Origin of the sequence: Duganella sp. CT11-25, from assembly GCF_047302815.1 — a bacterium.
Taxonomy (GTDB): Bacteria; Pseudomonadota; Gammaproteobacteria; order Burkholderiales; family Burkholderiaceae_D; genus Rugamonas.
Window position 1 is genome coordinate 2,778,394 of sequence record NZ_JBKBFD010000001.1, and the last position, 17,913, is coordinate 2,796,306.

Consider the following 17,913-nt stretch of genomic DNA (forward strand, 5'->3'; position numbering starts at 1 on the left):
CTTACAGGCGCCAGACGCGCACGCCGCGCTCGGCCAGGCCGGCCGTGGCGAAGCAGGACTTGACGTCGATGAAGCAGCCGCCGTCGGCCAGCTTGGCGCTGAACTCGGCGGTGGTGCGCGCGGTCAGCTGGCGGTGCGCCACCGCCGCCACCACGGCGTCGGCCACCGGCAAGTCGTCCCAGGCGTGCAAGGCCAGGCCGTAGTGGTGCAGCGCCTGCGCCGGATCGGCCCACGGGTCGTGCACGAAGACCTCGACGCCGTAGGCCTGCAGCTCCTGGATCAGGCAGGCGACCTTGGAGTTGCGCAGGTCGGCGCAGTTTTCCTTGAACGTCAGGCCCAGCACGTTGACCCGCGCGCCCTTGATGTGCAGGCCGGCCGCGATCATGTTCTTGATGGTCTGCTCGGCCACGTACTTGGCCATGCCGTCGTTGATGCGGCGCCCGGCCAGGATCACCTGCGGGTGGTAGCCCAGCATGTCCGCCTTGTAGGTTAGGTAGTAGGGATCGACGCCGATGCAATGGCCGCCCACCAGGCCGGGCTGGAACTTGAGGAAGTTCCACTTGGTGCCGGCCGCCTTCAGCACCTCGGCGGTGTCGATGCCGGCGCGGTCGAAGATGATCGCCAGCTCGTTCATCAGCGCGATGTTGAGGTCGCGCTGGGTGTTCTCGATCACCTTGCTGGCCTCGGCCACCTTGATGCTGGAGGCGCGGTGCACGCCGGCCTCGACCACCGTCTCGTACAATGCCGCCACCCGCGCCAGCGTCTCCGGCGTGTCGCCCGAGACCACCTTGACGATGTTGGTCAGCACGTGGGTGCGGTCGCCGGGATTGATGCGCTCGGGCGAATAGCCGACAAAGAAATCCCGCTTCCATTGCAGGCCGGAGGCGCGCTCCAGCTCGGGGATGCAGATTTCCTCGGTGGCGCCCGGATACACGGTCGATTCGTAGATGACGGTGGCGCCGCGCTTCATGTGGCGGCCGACGTCGCGGCTGGCGTCGATCAGCGGCGCGAAGTCCGGTGTGTGGGCGGCGTCGACCGGGGTCGGCACGGCGATGATCAGGATGTCGGCCTGCGCCAGCTCGGCCGGGTCGGCGGTGTAGCGCGCGTGCACCGCCGCCGCCATCTGCGCCGCCGACAGCTCGCGCGACGGGTCTTCGCCACGCTGGCAGCACGCCACCTTGTGCGTGCTCTGGTCCATGCCCAGCGCCGGCATATGCTTGCCGAATTCCACCACCAGCGGCAGGCCCACATAGCCCAGCCCGATTACTGCGATAGCCATTCCCATGCGCGTCGCCTTTCGTCAGTCGCCGCGGCGGCCGAAGGGCTCGACAAACGGCGGTATATCAACGATGCTGTCAGCAATAGCATATTCACACAAAACATGACGAACATGCACATATTTCCGCAGTGTGTCACTATTTGCCGACGCTGCCGACGCCGCGCCGGCGCGCCGATCCGATGAGCGGCGCGGACGCCTCGCGCCAGCCGCGCTGCAACCTGTGCGGCGGCGCCGGGTTCGGTCCCGGCCCGGGCGGCCGGACCGGGCCGGACGGGAGCGCGCCGCACTGCATGGGCTGCGGCGCGCTGGAGCGCCAGCGCGCCGTCGGCGCCGCGCTGCGGATGTTGCCTCCGGACTACCTGGCGTGGCGGCGCGCGCTGCAGGTCGGCGCCCCGCCGGTGTTCGATCCGCGGCGCCTGCCCGCGTGGACGCTCTCGCCGCAGCCGGCGCCGGGCCGGTTGGCGCCGCAGCTCCATGGCGCCATGAACGGCAGCTACGACTTGATCGCGCTGGTCCACGTGCTGGAATTCCTGGACGACGACCGCGGCGACTTCCACCAACTGATGGGGCTGCTATCCCCGCAGGGCGTGCTGCTGGCGTGCCTGGCCGATCCGCAGGCACGGCCCTGGACCTCGATCCAGGCCGGGCCGGCGGGCAGCATGCGGCGCCGCTACGGCCGCGACGTGCTGCGGCATTTCCGCCGCGAGCAGCAGCCCCTGCACATGAGCATGCTCGAAGCGAGCGATCCCGTCACCGGCCTGGTGTTGCCGGTCCACTTTTTCTACCGCCATCCCGAGCACCACCAGCCGCTGGCGGCGCTGGCCGCAACCTGAAAGCCGAGCATGCAACTGAGCGAACAACAGATCGAAACCTGCAAGCAATATATCGTGCAACGCGAAAAAGGCCTGGACGCGGCGCTGCTGCCGCTGGGCGATCCGGCGGGCAAGGATGTGCTGGTGTTCGGCTGCGGCCTGGGCAATGAAATCCTGTGGTGCGCGCGGCGCCGGGCCAGGTCGGCGCTGGGCATCGACCTGAGCCCGCCGAAGCACCAGCCGCTGGCGGCGGTGATGGCCGAGCAGGGCTATGGCGAGTTCAATTACTCGATGCATCAATGCGACGTCCACGACCTGGCCATCGACCATCCGCAGCGCTACGACCTGATCATCTCGAACGGCGTGTTCGAGCACGTGATGGATTTGAAGGGCGTGCTCAACGCGTTCCGGCCGCTGCTGCGCCCCGGCGGGCGGATCGCCATCTACGCCGACGGGCTGTGGTTCTCGGCCATCGGCGGCCACCTCGGGCGCACCAACTGGGAACACCTGTGGATGACGCCGGAAGCCATCAAGGAACAGTTCCCCGAGCGCTGGAACGCTTACCGCGGCAACCTGAACCGCATGACGGCGGCGGATTTCCTCAATGCCGTGCGCGACGTCGGCGCGCTGGTGTTGCAGTTCAAGATACGCAGCGATCCCTTCCTGCCGAAGCTGGCGCCGCTGCTGGAGCAGATCCGCGCGCGCCAGCAAGTCTCGCCCACCGACCTGTCGATCACCTCGATCGGCTGCGAGCTCTGCTTTATGGAGCAGCTCTAGGCGAACTTGCGGGCGACCGCCTGGGCCACCTTTTGCTCGATCGCGCCGAACACGGATTTGCCGTCGCCGTTGAGCATGTCGATGCGGATGGTGTCGCCGAAGGCCATGAACGGCGTGAGCGGCGCGCCGCCGGCGATCATTTCCCTGGCGCGCTGCTCGGCGATGCAGGAATAGCCGCGCTTGGCGTCCTTGTTGGACACCGTGCCCGAGCCGATGATGGAGCCGGCGCGCAGGTTGCGGGTCTTGGCCAGGTGCGCGATCAGCTGCGGGAAGTTGAAGGTCATGTCGACGCCGGCCTGCGGCTTGCCGACCAGCTTGTCGTTCCAGGTCGAGAGCAGCGGCAGGTGGACCTTGCCGCCCTTCCAGGCCTCGCCCAGCTCGTCCGGCGTGACCGCCACCGGCGAAAAGCTGGTGGCCGGCTTGGCCTGCACGAAGCCGAAGCCCTTGGCCAGCTCGTCGGGGATGAGGTTGCGCAGCGATACGTCGTTGACCAGCATCAGCAGGCGGATGCGCTGGTGCGCCTGGTCGGCGGTGGCGCCCATCGGCACGTCGTCGGTGACCACCGCCACCTCCGCCTCGAAGTCGATGCCCCATTCTTCGTGGAACAGCGCGATATCGTCGGTCGGGCCGATAAAATCGTCGCTGCCGCCCTGGTACATCAGCGGCTCGTCCCGGAACGAGGCCGGCAGCTCGGCGCCGCGCGCCTTGCGCACCAGCTCGACGTGGTTGACATAGGCCGAACCGTCGGCCCACTGGAAGGCGCGCGGCAGCGGCGCCATGCAGTTTTTCGGCTCGAAATCGAAGCTGCGGCGGCCGCGGCCGTGGTTCAGGTCCTGGTAGATCTGCTCCAGCTGCGGCGCGATGAAGGTCCAGTCGTCCAGCGCGCGCTGCAGGGTGCGCGCCACGCCGTCGGCCAGTTGCGCGGTTTTCAAATCACGCGACACGACGATCAATTGGCCGTCGCGGGTGTCGTCTTTCAGGGTAGCGAGTTTCATGGGTGGGGCGGTAGGTTCATCACCGGCCAAACTGTAACAGATGGGCGATGGCGGCGAAAGCACCAGTACAAAGCAGCAGTACAATTGCCCCAGCCGCCCGCTTGATTTACCATGCCATCCATCAGCAGACTTGGAGACAGTCGATGATCACCTCCCTACCGGGCGTCCCGCACATCGAATCACCGTTTTTTGCGCGCATTTTCAGCGATCCGGCGCTCGACGAGGCCACGCGCAAGATAGCGTTCGACCTGGCGCACCAGGGCTATGCGGTCTTCGATTTTCCCGAACCCGATTTCGCGCGCATGGCGGACAACATCCAGCGCGACCTGGCGGACCGGTTCGACCTGGCCCAATGGCGGGCCGAGGGCCATCGGCGGCAAGACGACAGCCTGCGGGTGCAGAACGCCTGGCAGACCCAGGACGACGTGCGGAGCATCGCCTGCAACCAGCAGGTGCTGGAATTGCTGGGCAAGCTGTACGGCCGCCCGGCGTGGCCGTTCCAGACATTGAACTTCCCGGTCGGCACGCAGCAGCATTTCCATAGCGACTCGCTGCATTTCAGCTCGGCGCCGGAACGCTTCATGTGCGGCGTCTGGGTGGCCATGGAAGACACCGACGACGACAACGGCCCGCTGATGTATTTCCCCGGCAGCCACCAGTGGCCGATCTACACCAACGAACACATCGGCCGTTGCGTGGCGGAGATGGACGGCGCGGCCAGCCAGAAACTCTATGAAGCGATGTGGCGCGAACTGGTGGAGGCGCGCCAGGCCCAGCCGCAGCGCTTCCACGCGCGCAAAGGCCAGGCGCTGATCTGGGCCGCCAACCTGCTGCACGGCGGCAGTCCGCAGCGCGATCCGCAGCGCACCCGCTGGTCCCAGGTGACGCACTACTTCTTCGACGAGTGTGCCTACTACACGCCGATGCTGTCCGATCCGTTTTACGGCAGCATCGCTTTCCGCAAGCTGACCAATATCCTGACGGGACAGAAGGTGCCCAACCGCTATGCCGGCTACGACATCCCGGACACCTTCATCCATGCCACCGACCCGAAGCAGCGGCGCTGGAACCTCACCTTCGATCCCGCGCTTTACCTCGCGGCCAACCCGGACGTCGCCAGGGCCGGCATGAATCCGGCCGAACATTATCTGCGCTACGGCATCAAGGAAAAACGCAAGCTGCGCCTGTGACGCCTGATCACGCTCAGGCCGGCGCCAGCATGGCCAGTTGTTCCGGGGTCAGGTAGCACCACTCGCCTTCGGCGATGCCCAGCGATTCCAGCGTCAGCGCGCCGATGGCCGAGCGGTGCAAGGCGCTGCAATGGTTGCCGGCGGCCGCCAGCATGCGCTTGACCTGGTGGTATTTGCCCTGCTCCAGCACGATTTCCAGCTGGTGCTCGCCGCGCTTGACGCAGGTTTGCGCCGCCAGCGGCGCCGGCTCGTCGTGCAATTGCACGCCGGACAACAGCTGCGCCACCAGGTCGTCGCTCACCGGTTCCTGCGTGGTGGCCTGGTAGATTTTGGGAACATGGCGCTTCGGCGACGATTGTGCATGGATAAACGGTCCATCGTCGGACATCAGCAGCATGCCGGTGGTGTCGTGGTCGAGCCGGCCGACCGGCTGCACCTCGCGCCAAGTGAATTGCTCGGGCAGCAGGGTCAGCACGCCGGGATGGTGGCTGGGCTTGCGCGAGCACTCGAAATTGGCGGGCTTGTTCAGCGCGATATACAGATGTTGGCGGTAGACCCACTCTTCGTCGCCGAAGATGGTCAGCACCAGGCCATCGGTCTCGATGCCGGCTTTGTAGTTGTCATGCACGACGCCGCCGATACTGACTTCGCCGTCCTCGATCAGGGAGCGGCAGTATTTGCGGGTGCCAAAACCCTGCGATTGCAGGATGCGGTCCAAGGATAGTTTACTCATGGTCGTGATTTTACAGGACGGTCAACCATTGATACATATCAAGTCACGACAAAAAATGTATTGTTAGACTGAAACCGCATTAGGAATCCGCCTACTGCACTAGGAAACTCAGCAGGACATCATATGTCGACCATCATCGCCCCCCCGGCGGCGCAAGCCCAGGCCGCCATGCACCGCGCCGAACTGTTGCTGGCCAGCTGCCGCAGCAACGACCTCCCGGCCGCTCCGCCGTCCGGCGCCCAGGCCCTATGGCACAGCGAGCAGCAGCGCCAGTTCCTGGCCTGGCTCGATGCCGGCGGCTTTGCGCAAACCGAGGCCGAAATAGAAAACAGCGGCATTGCGCCGCTGTTCTCAGCCCCATCACAGGGCTCTAACGAGGAATCGAAATTCTCTCTACTCCGCATCAATGATGCAGTTGAGTAGTTCCATCAAACTGAATCAAGATCGTGCTGACAACAAGATAAACTGTTTATATCGGCCCCCCTTGGAAAGAACTACAACACTACTATAGTTCACCAAGTCGGATATGCAAGTGAAAAAAAGGCTGGATTGATAATGTTAATCGGTCTGCCAGTCATGCTATCACTGTGACTAAGAGCCCGGCTGGCAACGCCCCGTCAGCGCAGGCTGGGCTTGACCGTGTCCACCGCCGATTTCATCGCGCCCGCCCCCATCGCCGCGCCGAATTTCTTCAGCACGCGCTCAGGCAAGCCTTCGTGCTCGGTGTAATCGATGATGTCTTCGGCCTTGACGACGTCGCGCGCGACGCTGTCGACGCTGCCGAAGGCGTCCGCCAGGCCCATGTCGATGGCCTTGGCGCCGGTCCAGAACAGCCCGGAGAACATGTCCGGCGTCTCCTTCAGGCGCTTGCCGCGGCCGTTGCGCACCACGGCGATGAATTGCTGGTGGATTTCATCCAGCATCGCCTGCGCATGCTGCTTGTGCTTTTCCGTCAGCGGGCTGAACGGATCCATGAAGCCCTTGTTCTCGCCGGCCGTCAGCAGGCGGCGCTCGACGCCGACCTTTTCCATCACGCCGGTGAAGCCGAAGCCGTCCATCAGCACGCCGATCGAACCGATGATGCTGGCCTTGTTGACATAGATGCGGTCGGCGCCGGCCGCGATGTAGTAGCAGCCGGAGGCGCAGATCTCGTCCACCACCACGTATAGCGGCTTGCCCGGATAGCCCTTGCGCAGGCGCACCATCTCGTCGACGATCATGCCGGCCTGCACCGGACTGCCGCCCGGACTATTGATGTGCAGCACCACGGCCACCGAGCCGCTGTCGGAAAACGCCTTGTTCAGCGCCGGGATCACCACCGCCGCCGAACCGCTGCCCTCCGACTCGATCGCGCCGTCGACCTCGATCAGCGCGGTGTGGCGGCCCAGCGTCTCGCCGTCCGAACCGGTCCAGCTGATGTCCAGGTAGGCGCTGAGCCCGATCACGATCACCAGCAAGGTCACGGCCTTGAAGAAGATGCCCCAGCGGCGCGCCGCCTTTTGCTCTTTCAGCGTGGCGAACACCAGTTTTTCCAGCACTTCGCGCTCCCAGTTGGAGGCGGCCACGGCCGGTTTTCCCGGCGTGACGGGAGGGATGGCGCTGCTGCTGTTGCTGGAATCGCTGGTGTTGTCGCTCATGGATTGCTTTGTCAGGTTGTTATCAGGCGCGCACGGGGCGCACGTATTCGTCCGGCTGCCAGAAGATCTGCTGGTCGCGCTCGACCACGGCGATCGGCCGCAGGCGGCCGCCGCGGCAAGGGCCGCCGGCGCACATGCCGGTTTCCGGCACATAAATCGCGCCGTGGGTCGAGCACATCAGGTACAGCTTGCTCGACTCGAAGAACTCGCCTTCGGCCCAGTCCAGCTCGATCGGCACGTGGGCGCAGCGGTTCAGGTAGGCATAGGCCTTGCCGCCGTAGCGCACCACGAAGCCGGTGCCGTCGTCGCCGCCGGCGGTCAGGGCGAAGCGCACGCCCTTGCCGCCTTCCAGCACCGCGTCCGAAGCGCAGATCAGGATCTCGTCCACTGGCATCAGGCGTGCTCGCTCAGCCATTGGTGCAGCTCGGCCACCGTGGCGGCCGAATACAGCGGATTGCAGGCGGCCAGCTGGTCGGCCGGATGGGCGCCGTACTGGACCGCGATGGCGCCGGCGCCGGCGTTGTTCGCCATCAGCAAATCATGCGAAGTATCGCCGATCATCACGGTACGGCGCATATCCTGCCCCAACTCCCGCGTCAACTCCTGCAGCATGGCGGGATGCGGCTTGGAGAAGGTTTCGTCGGCGCAGCGGGTGGCATCAAACATGGACAACAGTTTGACGTCATTCATGGCGCGGTTCAAGCCGACCCGGCTCTTGCCGGTGGCCACCGCCAGGAAGTAACCGTTCTGCGACAGCTCGGTCAGCATGTCCTGCACGCCCGGGAACAGCGTCAGTTCATGATCGCGCGACAGGAAATGGTAGCGGTAGCGCTCCACCATGCGCGGGTAATACGACGGATCGATTTCCGGCAGCACCGCCTGCATGGCTTCATGCAGGCCGAGGCCGATGACATGGGCGGCCGCATCGTCGCGCGGGATCGGCAGCGACAGGTCGCGGGCCGCCGCCTGTATGCATTTCACGATCGTTGACGTGGAATCCATCAACGTTCCATCCCAATCGAAGACGATTAAATCAAATTGCTTTCTTGCCATGTGTTCCGGCCGCACCAGTTGGCCGGCTCCTTCAATGAATATTTGCGTTTAGTTAAGAGGTTTCCCCAAGCTTACCAAGAATCGCTCACATTCGGCGGCCAAAGGCGCGTTCAGTGTCATGATTTTTCCGGAATCCGGATGGGTAAACGTAATTTGATGGGCGTGCAGGAACATGCGCTTGAGCGCGCCGCGCGTGGCATCGGCTTTCAGCAAAGCGCGGTTGAGCGCAAAATCGCCGTATTTATCATCACCTGCGATGGCGAAGCCGGAAGATGCCAGATGTACGCGGATCTGGTGGGTGCGCCCGGTCTTCAGCTCCGCTTCCAGCAAGGCGAAGCCGTGGAATTTCTTCAGCAGCGTGAACACCGTGTGCGACGGCATGCCGTCGGCCTGCACCGCCACCCGACGCTCGCCGTCGGCGGTCGTATATTTATGCAGCGGCAGCTTGACGTGCTGGCGCGCATTTTTCCAGTCGCCCGCCACCATGGTCAGGTAGCGCTTGTCGGTGTGGCCGTCGCGCATCTGCTCGTGCAGGTTGGTCAGCGCCGAACGTTTCTTGGCCAGCAACAACAGGCCCGAGGTATCGCGGTCCAGGCGGTGCACCAGTTCCAGGAACTTGGCGTCCGGGCGCGAGGCGCGCAACTGCTCGATCACGCCGAACGAGACGCCGGAACCGCCGTGCACGGCCACGCCGGCCGGCTTGTCGATCACCAGCAGGTGGCTGTCTTCGAAAATAATCTTGAACTCGGCGGCCGGCACATGGCTGGCGTCGGCCTTTTCCGCGATGCGGACCGGCGGAATGCGCACCACATCACCTTGTACCAATCGGTACAATTGATCGATACGCCCCTTGTTTACCCGCACCTCACCCGAGCGCAGGATGCGATAGACGTGGCTTTTCGGCACGCCTTTGCACACACGCAACAGGTAGTTATCGATACGTTGACCGGCTTCTTCTTCAGTGATGGTGACGAATTGTGCTTGCAGCGGCGCAGGTGTTGAAGGGGGAACAACATCATTTTGCATCTTCATTTGCTCTGTCTTCCCAGAAATCTCTCTAAGTCCTTCATTTTGAATATATAATTGTTTCGCTGCGGTTCAATCTGCGGCAAGTGTAAGAATAAAAGCACATTTTACACAGGGGCGTCTCCACTGGCCTCGCCAAATTGCAAATTCAGAGGAAAAAATGTATACGCACCACCCCTGCCGGAATCAAGGTTGCACCGTTGTTGTAATCGGATGGCGGCAAGGATGCTGAATCAGAATGATTGGATTGTAAGGATAAAGTCCGGTCAGCTCGATCAAGAGTCGGGCTGGCCGGTTGATGAAGTTGATAACGCTTGCCGTTTTCGCCAGACCCCAATGCTTTGCTGCAAGCTCGACGGAAGGCTGAAACCAGCCCGGTTGTTGTAATACTTGTAGTACGTAAGCTTGGCCAGGATTTGGCTCTCAACGACGTTGCTCACCGCCTGCATTCTCTGCCCCCCGCAAACATCCGGGCCGCATAGAAGAGTTGCAGGTGATGCGGGCACTCGGCATGTCGATCGACCTCTCAGCGCCCAGTTGCGGCCGCAGCCCTGCGCTGCCGTGTCGCACAGGATGGGCATACCCACCGCAATCACCTGATTCTCGCGTATATCCCTGTACCTACGTTGCCTGGACTAAGAAGCCGGGCGGCACAGAGATGACCTTCGGGTCGCGGAGTTAATAAAAATGAAACGCATGTTGTTTAATGCTACGCAGCAAGAAGAACTGCGCGTAGCGATTGTCGACGGTCAGAAACTGATCGATATCGACATCGAAACCGCCGGACGCGAACAGCGCAAGTCCAATATCTACAAAGGCGTGATCACCCGCATCGAACCGTCGCTCGAAGCTTGCTTCGTCAGCTACGGCGAAGATCGCCACGGTTTCCTGCCATTCAAGGAAGTAGCACGCACTTACTTCCGCGAAGGCGTCGACGTCCGCAACGCCTCCGTCAAGGAAGCGCTGCGCGAAGGCCAGGAAATCATGGTCCAGGTGGAAAAGGAAGAGCGCGGCAACAAAGGCGCCGCCCTGACCTCCTTCGTCTCGCTGGCCGGCCGCTACCTGGTGCTGATGCCGAACAACCCGCGCGGTGGTGGTGTTTCCCGCCGTGTCGAAGGTGAAGAGCGCCAGGAACTGCGCGAAACCATGGACAAGCTGGACTTGCCGCCAGGCATGTCGGTGATCGCCCGCACCGCCGGCATCGGCCGCAACGTCGACGAGCTGCAGTGGGACTTGAATTACCTGATGCAACTGTGGCGCGCGATCGAAGGCGCCGGCAAGTCGGCTTCCGGCGCGTTCCTGATCTACCAGGAGTCGTCGCTGGTGATCCGCGCGATTCGCGACTACTTCCAGCCTGATATCGGCGAGATCCTGATCGATACCGACGATATCTACGAACAGGCGCACCAGTTCATGAGCCACGTGATGCCCGACATGGTGCACCGCGTGAAACGCTACAGCGACGATGTGCCGCTGTTCTCGCGCTTCCAGATCGAACACCAGATCGAAACCGCGTACTCGCGCACCGTGCCGCTGCCGTCGGGCGGCGCCATCGTCATCGACCACACCGAAGCGCTGGTGTCGGTCGACGTCAACTCGGCCCGCGCCACCCGCGGTTCCGACATCGAAACCACCGCCTTCAACACCAACTGCGAAGCGGCCGAGGAAGTGGCCCGCCAGCTGCGCCTGCGCGACCTGGGCGGCCTGATCGTGATCGACTTCATCGACATGGAAGTCGCCAAGAACCAGCGCGAAGTCGAGCAACGCCTGAAGGACGCGCTGCACCACGACCGCGCCCGTGTACAAATGGGCAAGATTTCCCGCTTCGGCCTGATGGAACTGTCGCGCCAGCGCCTGCGTCCTTCGCTGTCCGAAGGTTCGCACGTGACCTGCCCGCGCTGCTCCGGTACCGGCCACATCCGCGACACCGAATCGTCGGCCCTGCAAGTCCTGCGCATCATCCAGGAAGAGGCGATGAAGGAAAACTCGGCCACCATCCACGTGCAGGTTCCGGTGGACGTGGCGGCCTTCCTGCTGAACGAGAAGCGCGGCGAAGTGCTGAAGATCGAAAACCGTCACCGCATTTCCGTGATCCTGATCCCGAACAAGCATCTGGACACGCCGCACTACAAGCTGGAACGCATCAAGCACGACGACCCGCGCCTGGAAGACAGCCAGGCCAGCTACTCGCTGGCCGAGACCGCCGAAACCGACATGGCCTACAGCAAGCGCCAGAAGGAAGAAGCCAAGCCGCGCCAGGAAGCCATGGTCAAGACCATTACCCCGGACCAGCCCGCACCGCTGGTCGAGCGCAAGCCGAGCGAAACCGTCATCAAGCCGGCTCCCGCCCCTGTGCCGGCGCCGGCCGAGCAAGGTTTCTTTGCCAAGCTGATCGGCTTCTTCACCGGCAAGCCGGCCGCCCCGGCGCTGCCGCAGCAGCCGACCATCGTGGTCAAGGCGCCATCCGGCGACCGCGGCGACCGCAACGCCCGTGGCCCGCGCGGCCGCAGCCGTAATGGCAAAGGCGGCCGTGGCGAGCGCGAAGAGCGCGAACCAGGCGCAGCCCGTCCAGGCCAGGATGAAGCGAAAGCGGCCGATGCCGGCCGTCCAGCCCGTCCGCCGCGTCCGCCACGCGAGCCGCGCGAACCGCGTGAAAACCAGGCTGTCGAAGGCCAGGCTCCACGCGAACGCGCCGAGCGCCCTGAGCGCGCCGAACGTCCGGAACGCACGCCACGCCCTCCGCGCGAGCCGCGCGGCGAGAAAGCCCCGGTCGAAGCCAAGGTAGAAGAGCTGGCATTGAACGCCGGCGTGCCATCCACCGGTCCGGTGACCGAGGCCGCCACCAGCATCCTGAAAACCGCGCCGAACGCCGGTCCTGAAGGTGAAGAAAACGAAGCGGGCGTCGACGGCGAAGAGCCGCGTCGTCGTCGCCGTCGCGGCGGCCGCAACCGCAACCGTCGCGACCGCGACGGCGTGGAAGGCCAGGAATCCGCAACCGGCGAAGCCGGCGAGCAAAGCGAACTGGGCTTCAACGTCGCTCCAGCCGCCGAAGCCGAAGTTGCCGCACCAGTCGCAGCCCAGGCACCAGTAGCTGAGGAAGTGTCCGCAGCGCCTGCGGCACCCGTGGCAATGGCCGCCGTGGAAGCGCCAGTGGCAGCGGAAGCAGTTGCTGAACCGGTGGCAGCCGCGCCGGTCGCCGAGCCGGTTGCCGTTGTCGCCGAGCCGGTCGTTGCTGCTGCACCTGCCGTGACCGAAGCACCTGCCGCCGAACCGGCGCCAGCCGCTGTCGTAGCGGAAGCGCCGGCCGCTCCGGTTGCCGCGCCGGTCGTTGCTGAGCCAGTCGTAGCGGAACCGGTAGCAGCCGTGGCGGAAACACCAGCCGTGGTCGCCGAAGTGGCCGCCCCGGTGGCCGTGGAAGCAGCTCCAGCGCCAGTACCTGCGCCAGCGCCGGTCGCTGAGCCTGTGGTTGCCGCACCGGTCGCCGTCGCACCTGCACCGGCTCCGGTCGCTGCGCCTGCACCTGCACCTGCACCTGCGCCAGTCGCCGCGCCGGTGCCGGCATCGGCCCCGATCGACCTGCAGGCAGTGCTCGGCTCCGCCGGCCTGACGCTGGCGGCCACCGACCCGGCCAAGCTGCGCGCCGCCCAGGAAGCTGCCGCCAAGGCGGTCGCTCCGGCCCGCGTGCCGCGTGAACGCAAGCCGCTGCCGCCGCAAAACGACGAACCGCTGGTTCAAGTCGATACCCGCCGATAACCCGGTCCGGTATAACAAAAAAGGGAAGCTTTATGCTTCCCTTTTTTTATTTCCGAGCGCCCGCTCGCCCATCCCAATACCCGGCCAATTCTCTCCAATAATCACGGAATTCTTATCCCACATTAACTTAATATTATTTTGATTGTCACGAATTTTCACGGAAGCTTGGAGCTAAGCCCTACAGCCATATAGGGAAGGCGTCAGAAGGTTTCCTGAAGGATTGTGAACTGGAAGTAAGATAATATGGCTGTATCGAATACGCCACATTGCCCCAAAATGGGTAATTCGGGTAGCTACACCGAAGTACACTACGCAAAACACTTATTACCCTAAATTAACTAGGCATCTTAACCAGAGAAATTCAATTAATGCGCTCCAATCAAAACATCAAACACATTAATTTCTCCGCAATCAAGACCCTCGCACTCGGTGCAACCGGTCTGCTGATACTCAGCGGTTGCTCGACGCTTAATGTGGAAAGCGCGAAATTGTCGCTGCCCGAAGTCCGCTCCGCATTGCAGGAAGACAAGGCGGCGCTGGCGCGCGACGTCGAGCCTCTGGCCGGCCCGCTGACCCTGGACGGCGCCATCGCCCGCGCCATCAAGTACAACGCCGAACGCCGCTACAAGGCGATGGAAGAAGCCGTGGCCATGGGCACCTTCGAGGCCGGCAAGTTCGACATGCTCCCCAAGCTGATCGCTTCGGCCGGCTACCGCGACCGCAACAACGACCTCATCACCCGCAGCGTCGACTCGGTCACCGGCGCGCCGTCGCTGGCCAATCCGTATATCTCGTCCAGCCGCGAGGTGCTGAGCAGCGAAGTCGGCATTTCGTGGAGCCTGCTCGACTTCGGCCAGAGCTACTACGCCGCCCGCCAGAACGCCGACCGCGTGATGATCGCCGGCGAACGCCGCCGCAAAGCCCTGCACAACCTGATCCTGGACGTGCGCACCGCCTACTGGCGCGTGGTGGCGGCGCAAAAACTGGTGCCGCTGCTGCGCAGCACCATCGCCGAATCGGAAGGCGCGCTCAAGGATGCGCGCACCGCCGAGAGCGACCGCATCCGCTCGCCGCTGGAGCCGCTGCGCTACCAGCGCCAGCTGCTGGAAAACCTGCGCCTGCTGGAAACCATCGAGCAAGAGCTGTCGACCGCGCGGGTCGAACTGGCGACGCTGACCATGCTGCCGCTGTCCAGCGACTACACGGTGGCCGAACCGGCCGCCGGCATCAACACGCTGTGGCTGCAGCAACCGATGGACAAGATGGAAGAAGTGGCGCTGATGCGCAATCCCGACCTGCGCGAAGGCATCTACAACGCCCGCATCGCCCAGCAGGAAACCCGCCGCACCATGCTCAAGCTGTTCCCCGGCCTGTCGTTCAACTATGGCGTCAAGCACAGCAACGACGACTACCTGATCCACCAGAACTGGAACGAAGCCGGCGCGCAGATTTCGTTCAACCTGCTGGGCCTGCTCTCGGCGCCGGCGCAGATGCGCCTGGCCGACGCCGGCGTGACGCTGGCCAACCAGCGCCGCATGGCGATGCAGATGGCCGTGCTGAGCCAGGTGCACATCGCCCGCCAGCAATACGCCAACACCGCCCGCCAGTACGAGCGCGCCGACGCCATCTCCGAGGTCGACGGCCGCATCGCCCAGCACATCGCCAACCAGGCCGATGCGCAGAAACAGTCGGCGCTGGACCGCATCTCGCAGCAAAGCACCTCGGTGCTGTCGCAGCTGCGCCGCTACCAGGCGCTGTCGAACGCGCAGGCGGCCGCCTCGCGCCTGCAGGCCACGCTGGGCATGGAGCCGGTCATCGACGGCTCGTCCACCATGCCGCTGGCCGAGCTGACCGCCGCCGTCGCCAAATCGCTGCAAACCTGGAACCAGGGCCAGCTGCCGTCGCTCGAGGACCGTCCATGACCGTTGTCTTGTCCGCGCTGCGCCTCGCCCTGGCAGCCGGCGCGCTGGTCTTGCCAGTGGTCCAGGCTGCCGTGCCGCAGCCGGCGGCCGCCGGCGCCACGCTGGAAACGCGCGAAATCCGCGCCCAGCTGTCGCCGCGCCGCTACACCACGCTGGCCGCCGAGATCGGCGCCAAGATCAACCGCCTGCCGCTGTCCGAGGGCGCCGCCTTCAAGCAGGGCCAGCTGCTGGTGCAGTTCGACTGCGTGCTGCAGCAGGCCCAGCTGGCCAAGGCCGAAGCCGCGCTGATGGCGGCCGACACCAACTGGAAAGGCAACCAGAAGCTCGCCGAGCTCAACTCGGTGGGCAAGATCGAACTCGATATCTCCAAGGCCGAATCGCTCAAGGCCCAGGCGGAGGTCGCGGCCAACCGCGCGCTGCTGGGCAAGTGCAGCATCGCGGCGCCGTTCGGCGGCCGCATCGCCGAGCAAAAGGCGCGCGAACAGCAGTACGTGCAGCCCGGCCAGGCGCTGATGGAAATCCTCGACGACAGCACGCTGGAACTGGAATTCATCATTCCCTCGCGCTGGCTGAGCTGGATCCGCAGCGGCGCCGCCTTCCAGGTCAGCATTGACGAGACCGGCAAGACCTACCCGGCCAAGGTGCAGCGCATCGGCGCCCGCGTCGATCCGGTCAGCCAGTCCGTCAAACTGACGGCCGTCATCGACGGCCGCTTCGGCGAGCTGGTCGCCGGTATGAGCGGCAAGGTGCTGATGGCGCCGCCGCAAAAATAGTTTTTCCACCCACACCAAAACCAAAGGGGAACATATGAAGTCGCATTCGCACCGTATCGCCCGTTGCATCACGCTGGCCGCCGTTGCCGCCGTGGCAGGAAGCTGGAGTACCGCCAGCTACGCCTGCTCGGCCGAGGATTACCTGTCGACCATCTGCGTGCTGGCCGCGCCGAGCAACGACTGGCGCGGCTACGCTCCGGCCGACGGCCGCCTGCTGCCGATCTCGCAGAACTCGGCGCTGTTCGCGCTGATCGGCACCACCTACGGCGGCGACGGCCAGTCCACCTTCGCCCTGCCCGACCTGCGCGGCCGCTTCCTGCTCGGCGCCGGCAACAGCCCCAGCAGCGGCAACTTCGTGCCCGGCCAGACCGGCGGCAGCACCAACGTCACGCTGACCATCAACAACATGCCGGCCCACACGCACTCGCTGGCCGTGCCGCTGACCTTGACCGGCCTGACCGGCACCGCCAACCTGGGCGCCGTCACCGGCGGCACCAGCAGCGTCTCGCTGAGCGGCGTGACCTACAGCGCCGACACCTCGGCGCTGCGGCTGAACGCGGCCAACGCCGGCGCCAGCACCGCCACCCCGACCGACGCCTACCTGTCGGTGCCGGCCGGACCGCCGAACCGCATCTATCTCGGCGGCACGCCGACCACCGTGGCCATGGCGGCCGGCTCGATCAGTGGCGCCGTCACCGTCACCGCCAGCGGCAGCGGCACCGTCACGCTGGCCGGCTCCGCGCCGGTCACCGTCAGCGGCACCACCAACGCCAGCGGCGTCACCGGCCCGACCGGCGGCACCCAGCCGACCAGCATCATGCCGCCGTTTGTCGCCATGTACTACATGATCGCCACCAGCGGGATCTTCCCGAGCCGTAACTAATCAACCGTCGTACTTAGCGGCCGCCCTCCGGCGGCCGCCGGAACCAACATGCTGTACACACGAATTCTTCGATTGCTGGCCCCGCTGCTGCTGTTGTTGTTGGCGGCGCCCGCCGCCCGCGCCGAACGGCCCAAGGACTACGCCAGGGAACTGGGCGCGGCCTACGCCCGGCTGGACCAGCGCGACTACGCGCGCGCCTATGCGCTGTTCCAGCGCCACGCCGCCGGCAACCCGCTGGCGCAATTCACGCTGGGCCTGTTCCATCAAAACGGCTGGGGCCGGCCGGTCAACGCCGATCTCGCCTGCGCCTGGTTCGCCAAGGCCGCGCCGCGCCGCATCCCGGCGGCCCAGCACCTGCACGGCGACTGCCTGATGCGCGACGCCGCCAGGCCCGGCAACGCCGAGGCCGCGCTGGCGTCCTACCTGGACGCCGCCAAGGGCAGCCACTACATCTCGCTGTGCTCGGCCGCCGAGCTGCTGATCCACGGCCGCGGCGTGCCGCGCGACGTGCCGCGCGGCCTGGCGCTGTGCACCCAGGGCGCCCAGTCCAACGCGCCGCCGGCGATGCTGCGGCTGGCCCTGTTCCTCAGCGACGATGCCGACGTCCCGCCCGACCTGGCGCAGGCGCGCGGCTGGTTCGAGCGCGCGGCCAAGGCCGGCCTCACCGAGGCGCGCTTCCGGCTAGCCATCATGCAATCGCAGGGCGATGGCGGCGAGGCCGACCGCGACGCCGCGCTGACCGGCATGGAAACCCTGGCCGCCGAAGGCTATGTGGCGGCCTACCTGCCGACCGCCGTGCTGTACGCCCACCTGCCGCCGCAGCCGGACACGGGCGCCCTCAGCGCCGAACAGCTGGCCAAGGTCTACCTGTGGGCCAGCGCCGCCAAGGCCAGCCTGCGCGATGCCGCGCGGCTGGCCTCCACCGAACAACTCCTGGCCAGCGTGCTGGCCATCATGCCGCCTGAATGGCGGCCCGAGCTGGACCGCAAGGTCGACGCCCATCTCGCCAAATTCGCCGCAACGACCAGCCCTTCGGCCCTCCCTTTAAGCCGCGCCCACCACGCATCCCCTGGAGCTTGA

The 17,913-nt window shown here is 65.0% G+C and carries 16 protein-coding genes; 9 read left to right on the plus strand and 7 right to left on the minus strand.

What is annotated here, in order from left to right; all coding sequences use genetic code 11:
• Position 1: 1 nt before the first annotated feature.
• Entirely contained in the window at positions 2 to 1,279 is a 1,278-nt protein-coding gene (locus ACEN9F_RS11815; protein WP_413420213.1) for a nucleotide sugar dehydrogenase, read from the minus strand.
• Positions 1,280 to 1,407: 128 nt separating this feature from the next.
• On the opposite strand from ACEN9F_RS11815, the gene ACEN9F_RS11820 reads away from it, so the two are divergent.
• Both ACEN9F_RS11820 and ACEN9F_RS11825 read left to right on the plus strand, forming a co-directional pair.
• On the plus strand, positions 1,408 to 2,112 hold the full coding sequence (locus tag ACEN9F_RS11820) for a hypothetical protein (RefSeq protein WP_413420214.1): 705 nt from the start codon (positions 1,408 to 1,410) through the stop codon (positions 2,110 to 2,112).
• A 9-nt stretch (positions 2,113 to 2,121) separates the two neighbouring features.
• Entirely contained in the window at positions 2,122 to 2,868 is a 747-nt protein-coding gene (locus ACEN9F_RS11825) for a class I SAM-dependent methyltransferase (protein ID WP_413420215.1), read from the plus strand.
• On the opposite strand, the gene ACEN9F_RS11830 is transcribed toward ACEN9F_RS11825, so the two are convergent.
• A complete protein-coding gene (locus ACEN9F_RS11830; RefSeq protein ID WP_413420216.1) occupies positions 2,865 to 3,863 on the minus strand; it encodes a fumarylacetoacetate hydrolase family protein in 999 nt (332 codons plus the stop codon). The two genes, ACEN9F_RS11825 and ACEN9F_RS11830, sit on opposite strands and share 4 nt — an antisense overlap.
• Positions 3,864 to 4,006: 143 nt before the next feature.
• Here ACEN9F_RS11830 and ACEN9F_RS11835 point away from each other — a divergent pair, with 143 nt between their 5' ends.
• Positions 4,007 to 5,053, plus strand: coding sequence for a phytanoyl-CoA dioxygenase family protein (locus ACEN9F_RS11835; protein WP_413420217.1), 1,047 nt, complete (start codon positions 4,007 to 4,009; stop codon positions 5,051 to 5,053).
• Positions 5,054 to 5,066: 13 nt separating this feature from the next.
• Here ACEN9F_RS11835 and ACEN9F_RS11840 read toward each other — a convergent pair whose 3' ends face one another.
• Positions 5,067 to 5,786 (minus strand): pseudouridine synthase, encoded by a 720-nt coding sequence (locus ACEN9F_RS11840; RefSeq protein WP_413420218.1) that lies wholly within the window; start codon positions 5,784 to 5,786, stop codon positions 5,067 to 5,069.
• A 123-nt stretch (positions 5,787 to 5,909) separates the two neighbouring features.
• Between ACEN9F_RS11840 and ACEN9F_RS11845 the strand changes: the two genes are divergently transcribed.
• Positions 5,910 to 6,209 carry a hypothetical protein gene (locus ACEN9F_RS11845; protein ID WP_413420219.1) on the plus strand — a complete coding sequence of 100 codons (300 nt, stop codon included), beginning with the start codon at positions 5,910 to 5,912 and terminating at the stop codon, positions 6,207 to 6,209.
• 194 nt (positions 6,210 to 6,403) lie between these two features.
• Here the strand turns inward: ACEN9F_RS11845 and ACEN9F_RS11850 are convergent, their stop codons facing one another.
• The 4 genes from ACEN9F_RS11850 to ACEN9F_RS11865 are packed head-to-tail and all read right to left on the minus strand — an operon-like array spanning position 6,404 to position 9,508.
• Positions 6,404 to 7,423, minus strand: a complete 1,020-nt coding sequence (locus ACEN9F_RS11850; protein ID WP_413420220.1) for a S49 family peptidase — start codon at positions 7,421 to 7,423, stop codon at positions 6,404 to 6,406.
• 22 nt (positions 7,424 to 7,445) lie between these two features.
• Positions 7,446 to 7,838 carry a Rieske (2Fe-2S) protein gene (locus ACEN9F_RS11855; protein WP_413420221.1) on the minus strand — a complete coding sequence of 131 codons (393 nt, stop codon included), beginning with the start codon at positions 7,836 to 7,838 and terminating at the stop codon, positions 7,446 to 7,448.
• Positions 7,817 to 8,476, minus strand: a complete 660-nt coding sequence (locus ACEN9F_RS11860; RefSeq protein WP_413420222.1) for an HAD-IIIA family hydrolase — start codon at positions 8,474 to 8,476, stop codon at positions 7,817 to 7,819. Before ACEN9F_RS11860 ends, ACEN9F_RS11855 begins: the two co-directional genes overlap by 22 nt.
• 48 nt (positions 8,477 to 8,524) lie before the next feature.
• Positions 8,525 to 9,508, minus strand: a complete 984-nt coding sequence (locus ACEN9F_RS11865; protein WP_413420223.1) for an RluA family pseudouridine synthase — start codon at positions 9,506 to 9,508, stop codon at positions 8,525 to 8,527.
• 681 nt (positions 9,509 to 10,189) lie between these two features.
• On the opposite strand from ACEN9F_RS11865, the gene ACEN9F_RS11870 reads away from it, so the two are divergent.
• From ACEN9F_RS11870 to ACEN9F_RS11890, 5 genes are all read left to right on the plus strand, one after another.
• Positions 10,190 to 13,255: an Rne/Rng family ribonuclease gene (locus tag ACEN9F_RS11870; protein ID WP_413420224.1), complete on the plus strand. Its 3,066-nt coding sequence runs from the start codon at positions 10,190 to 10,192 to the stop codon at positions 13,253 to 13,255.
• Positions 13,256 to 13,728: 473 nt separating this feature from the next.
• Positions 13,729 to 15,177: a TolC family protein gene (locus tag ACEN9F_RS11875; protein ID WP_413420225.1), complete on the plus strand. Its 1,449-nt coding sequence runs from the start codon at positions 13,729 to 13,731 to the stop codon at positions 15,175 to 15,177.
• Positions 15,174 to 15,950 (plus strand): efflux RND transporter periplasmic adaptor subunit, encoded by a 777-nt coding sequence (locus ACEN9F_RS11880; protein WP_413420226.1) that lies wholly within the window; start codon positions 15,174 to 15,176, stop codon positions 15,948 to 15,950. The genes ACEN9F_RS11875 and ACEN9F_RS11880 overlap by 4 nt, the downstream gene beginning before the upstream one ends.
• Positions 15,951 to 15,984: 34 nt before the next feature.
• Positions 15,985 to 16,833, plus strand: a complete 849-nt coding sequence (locus ACEN9F_RS11885; RefSeq protein WP_413420227.1) for a phage tail protein — start codon at positions 15,985 to 15,987, stop codon at positions 16,831 to 16,833.
• Between the two features lie 48 nt (positions 16,834 to 16,881).
• On the plus strand, positions 16,882 to 17,913 hold the full coding sequence (locus tag ACEN9F_RS11890; protein WP_413420228.1) for a tetratricopeptide repeat protein: 1,032 nt from the start codon (positions 16,882 to 16,884) through the stop codon (positions 17,911 to 17,913).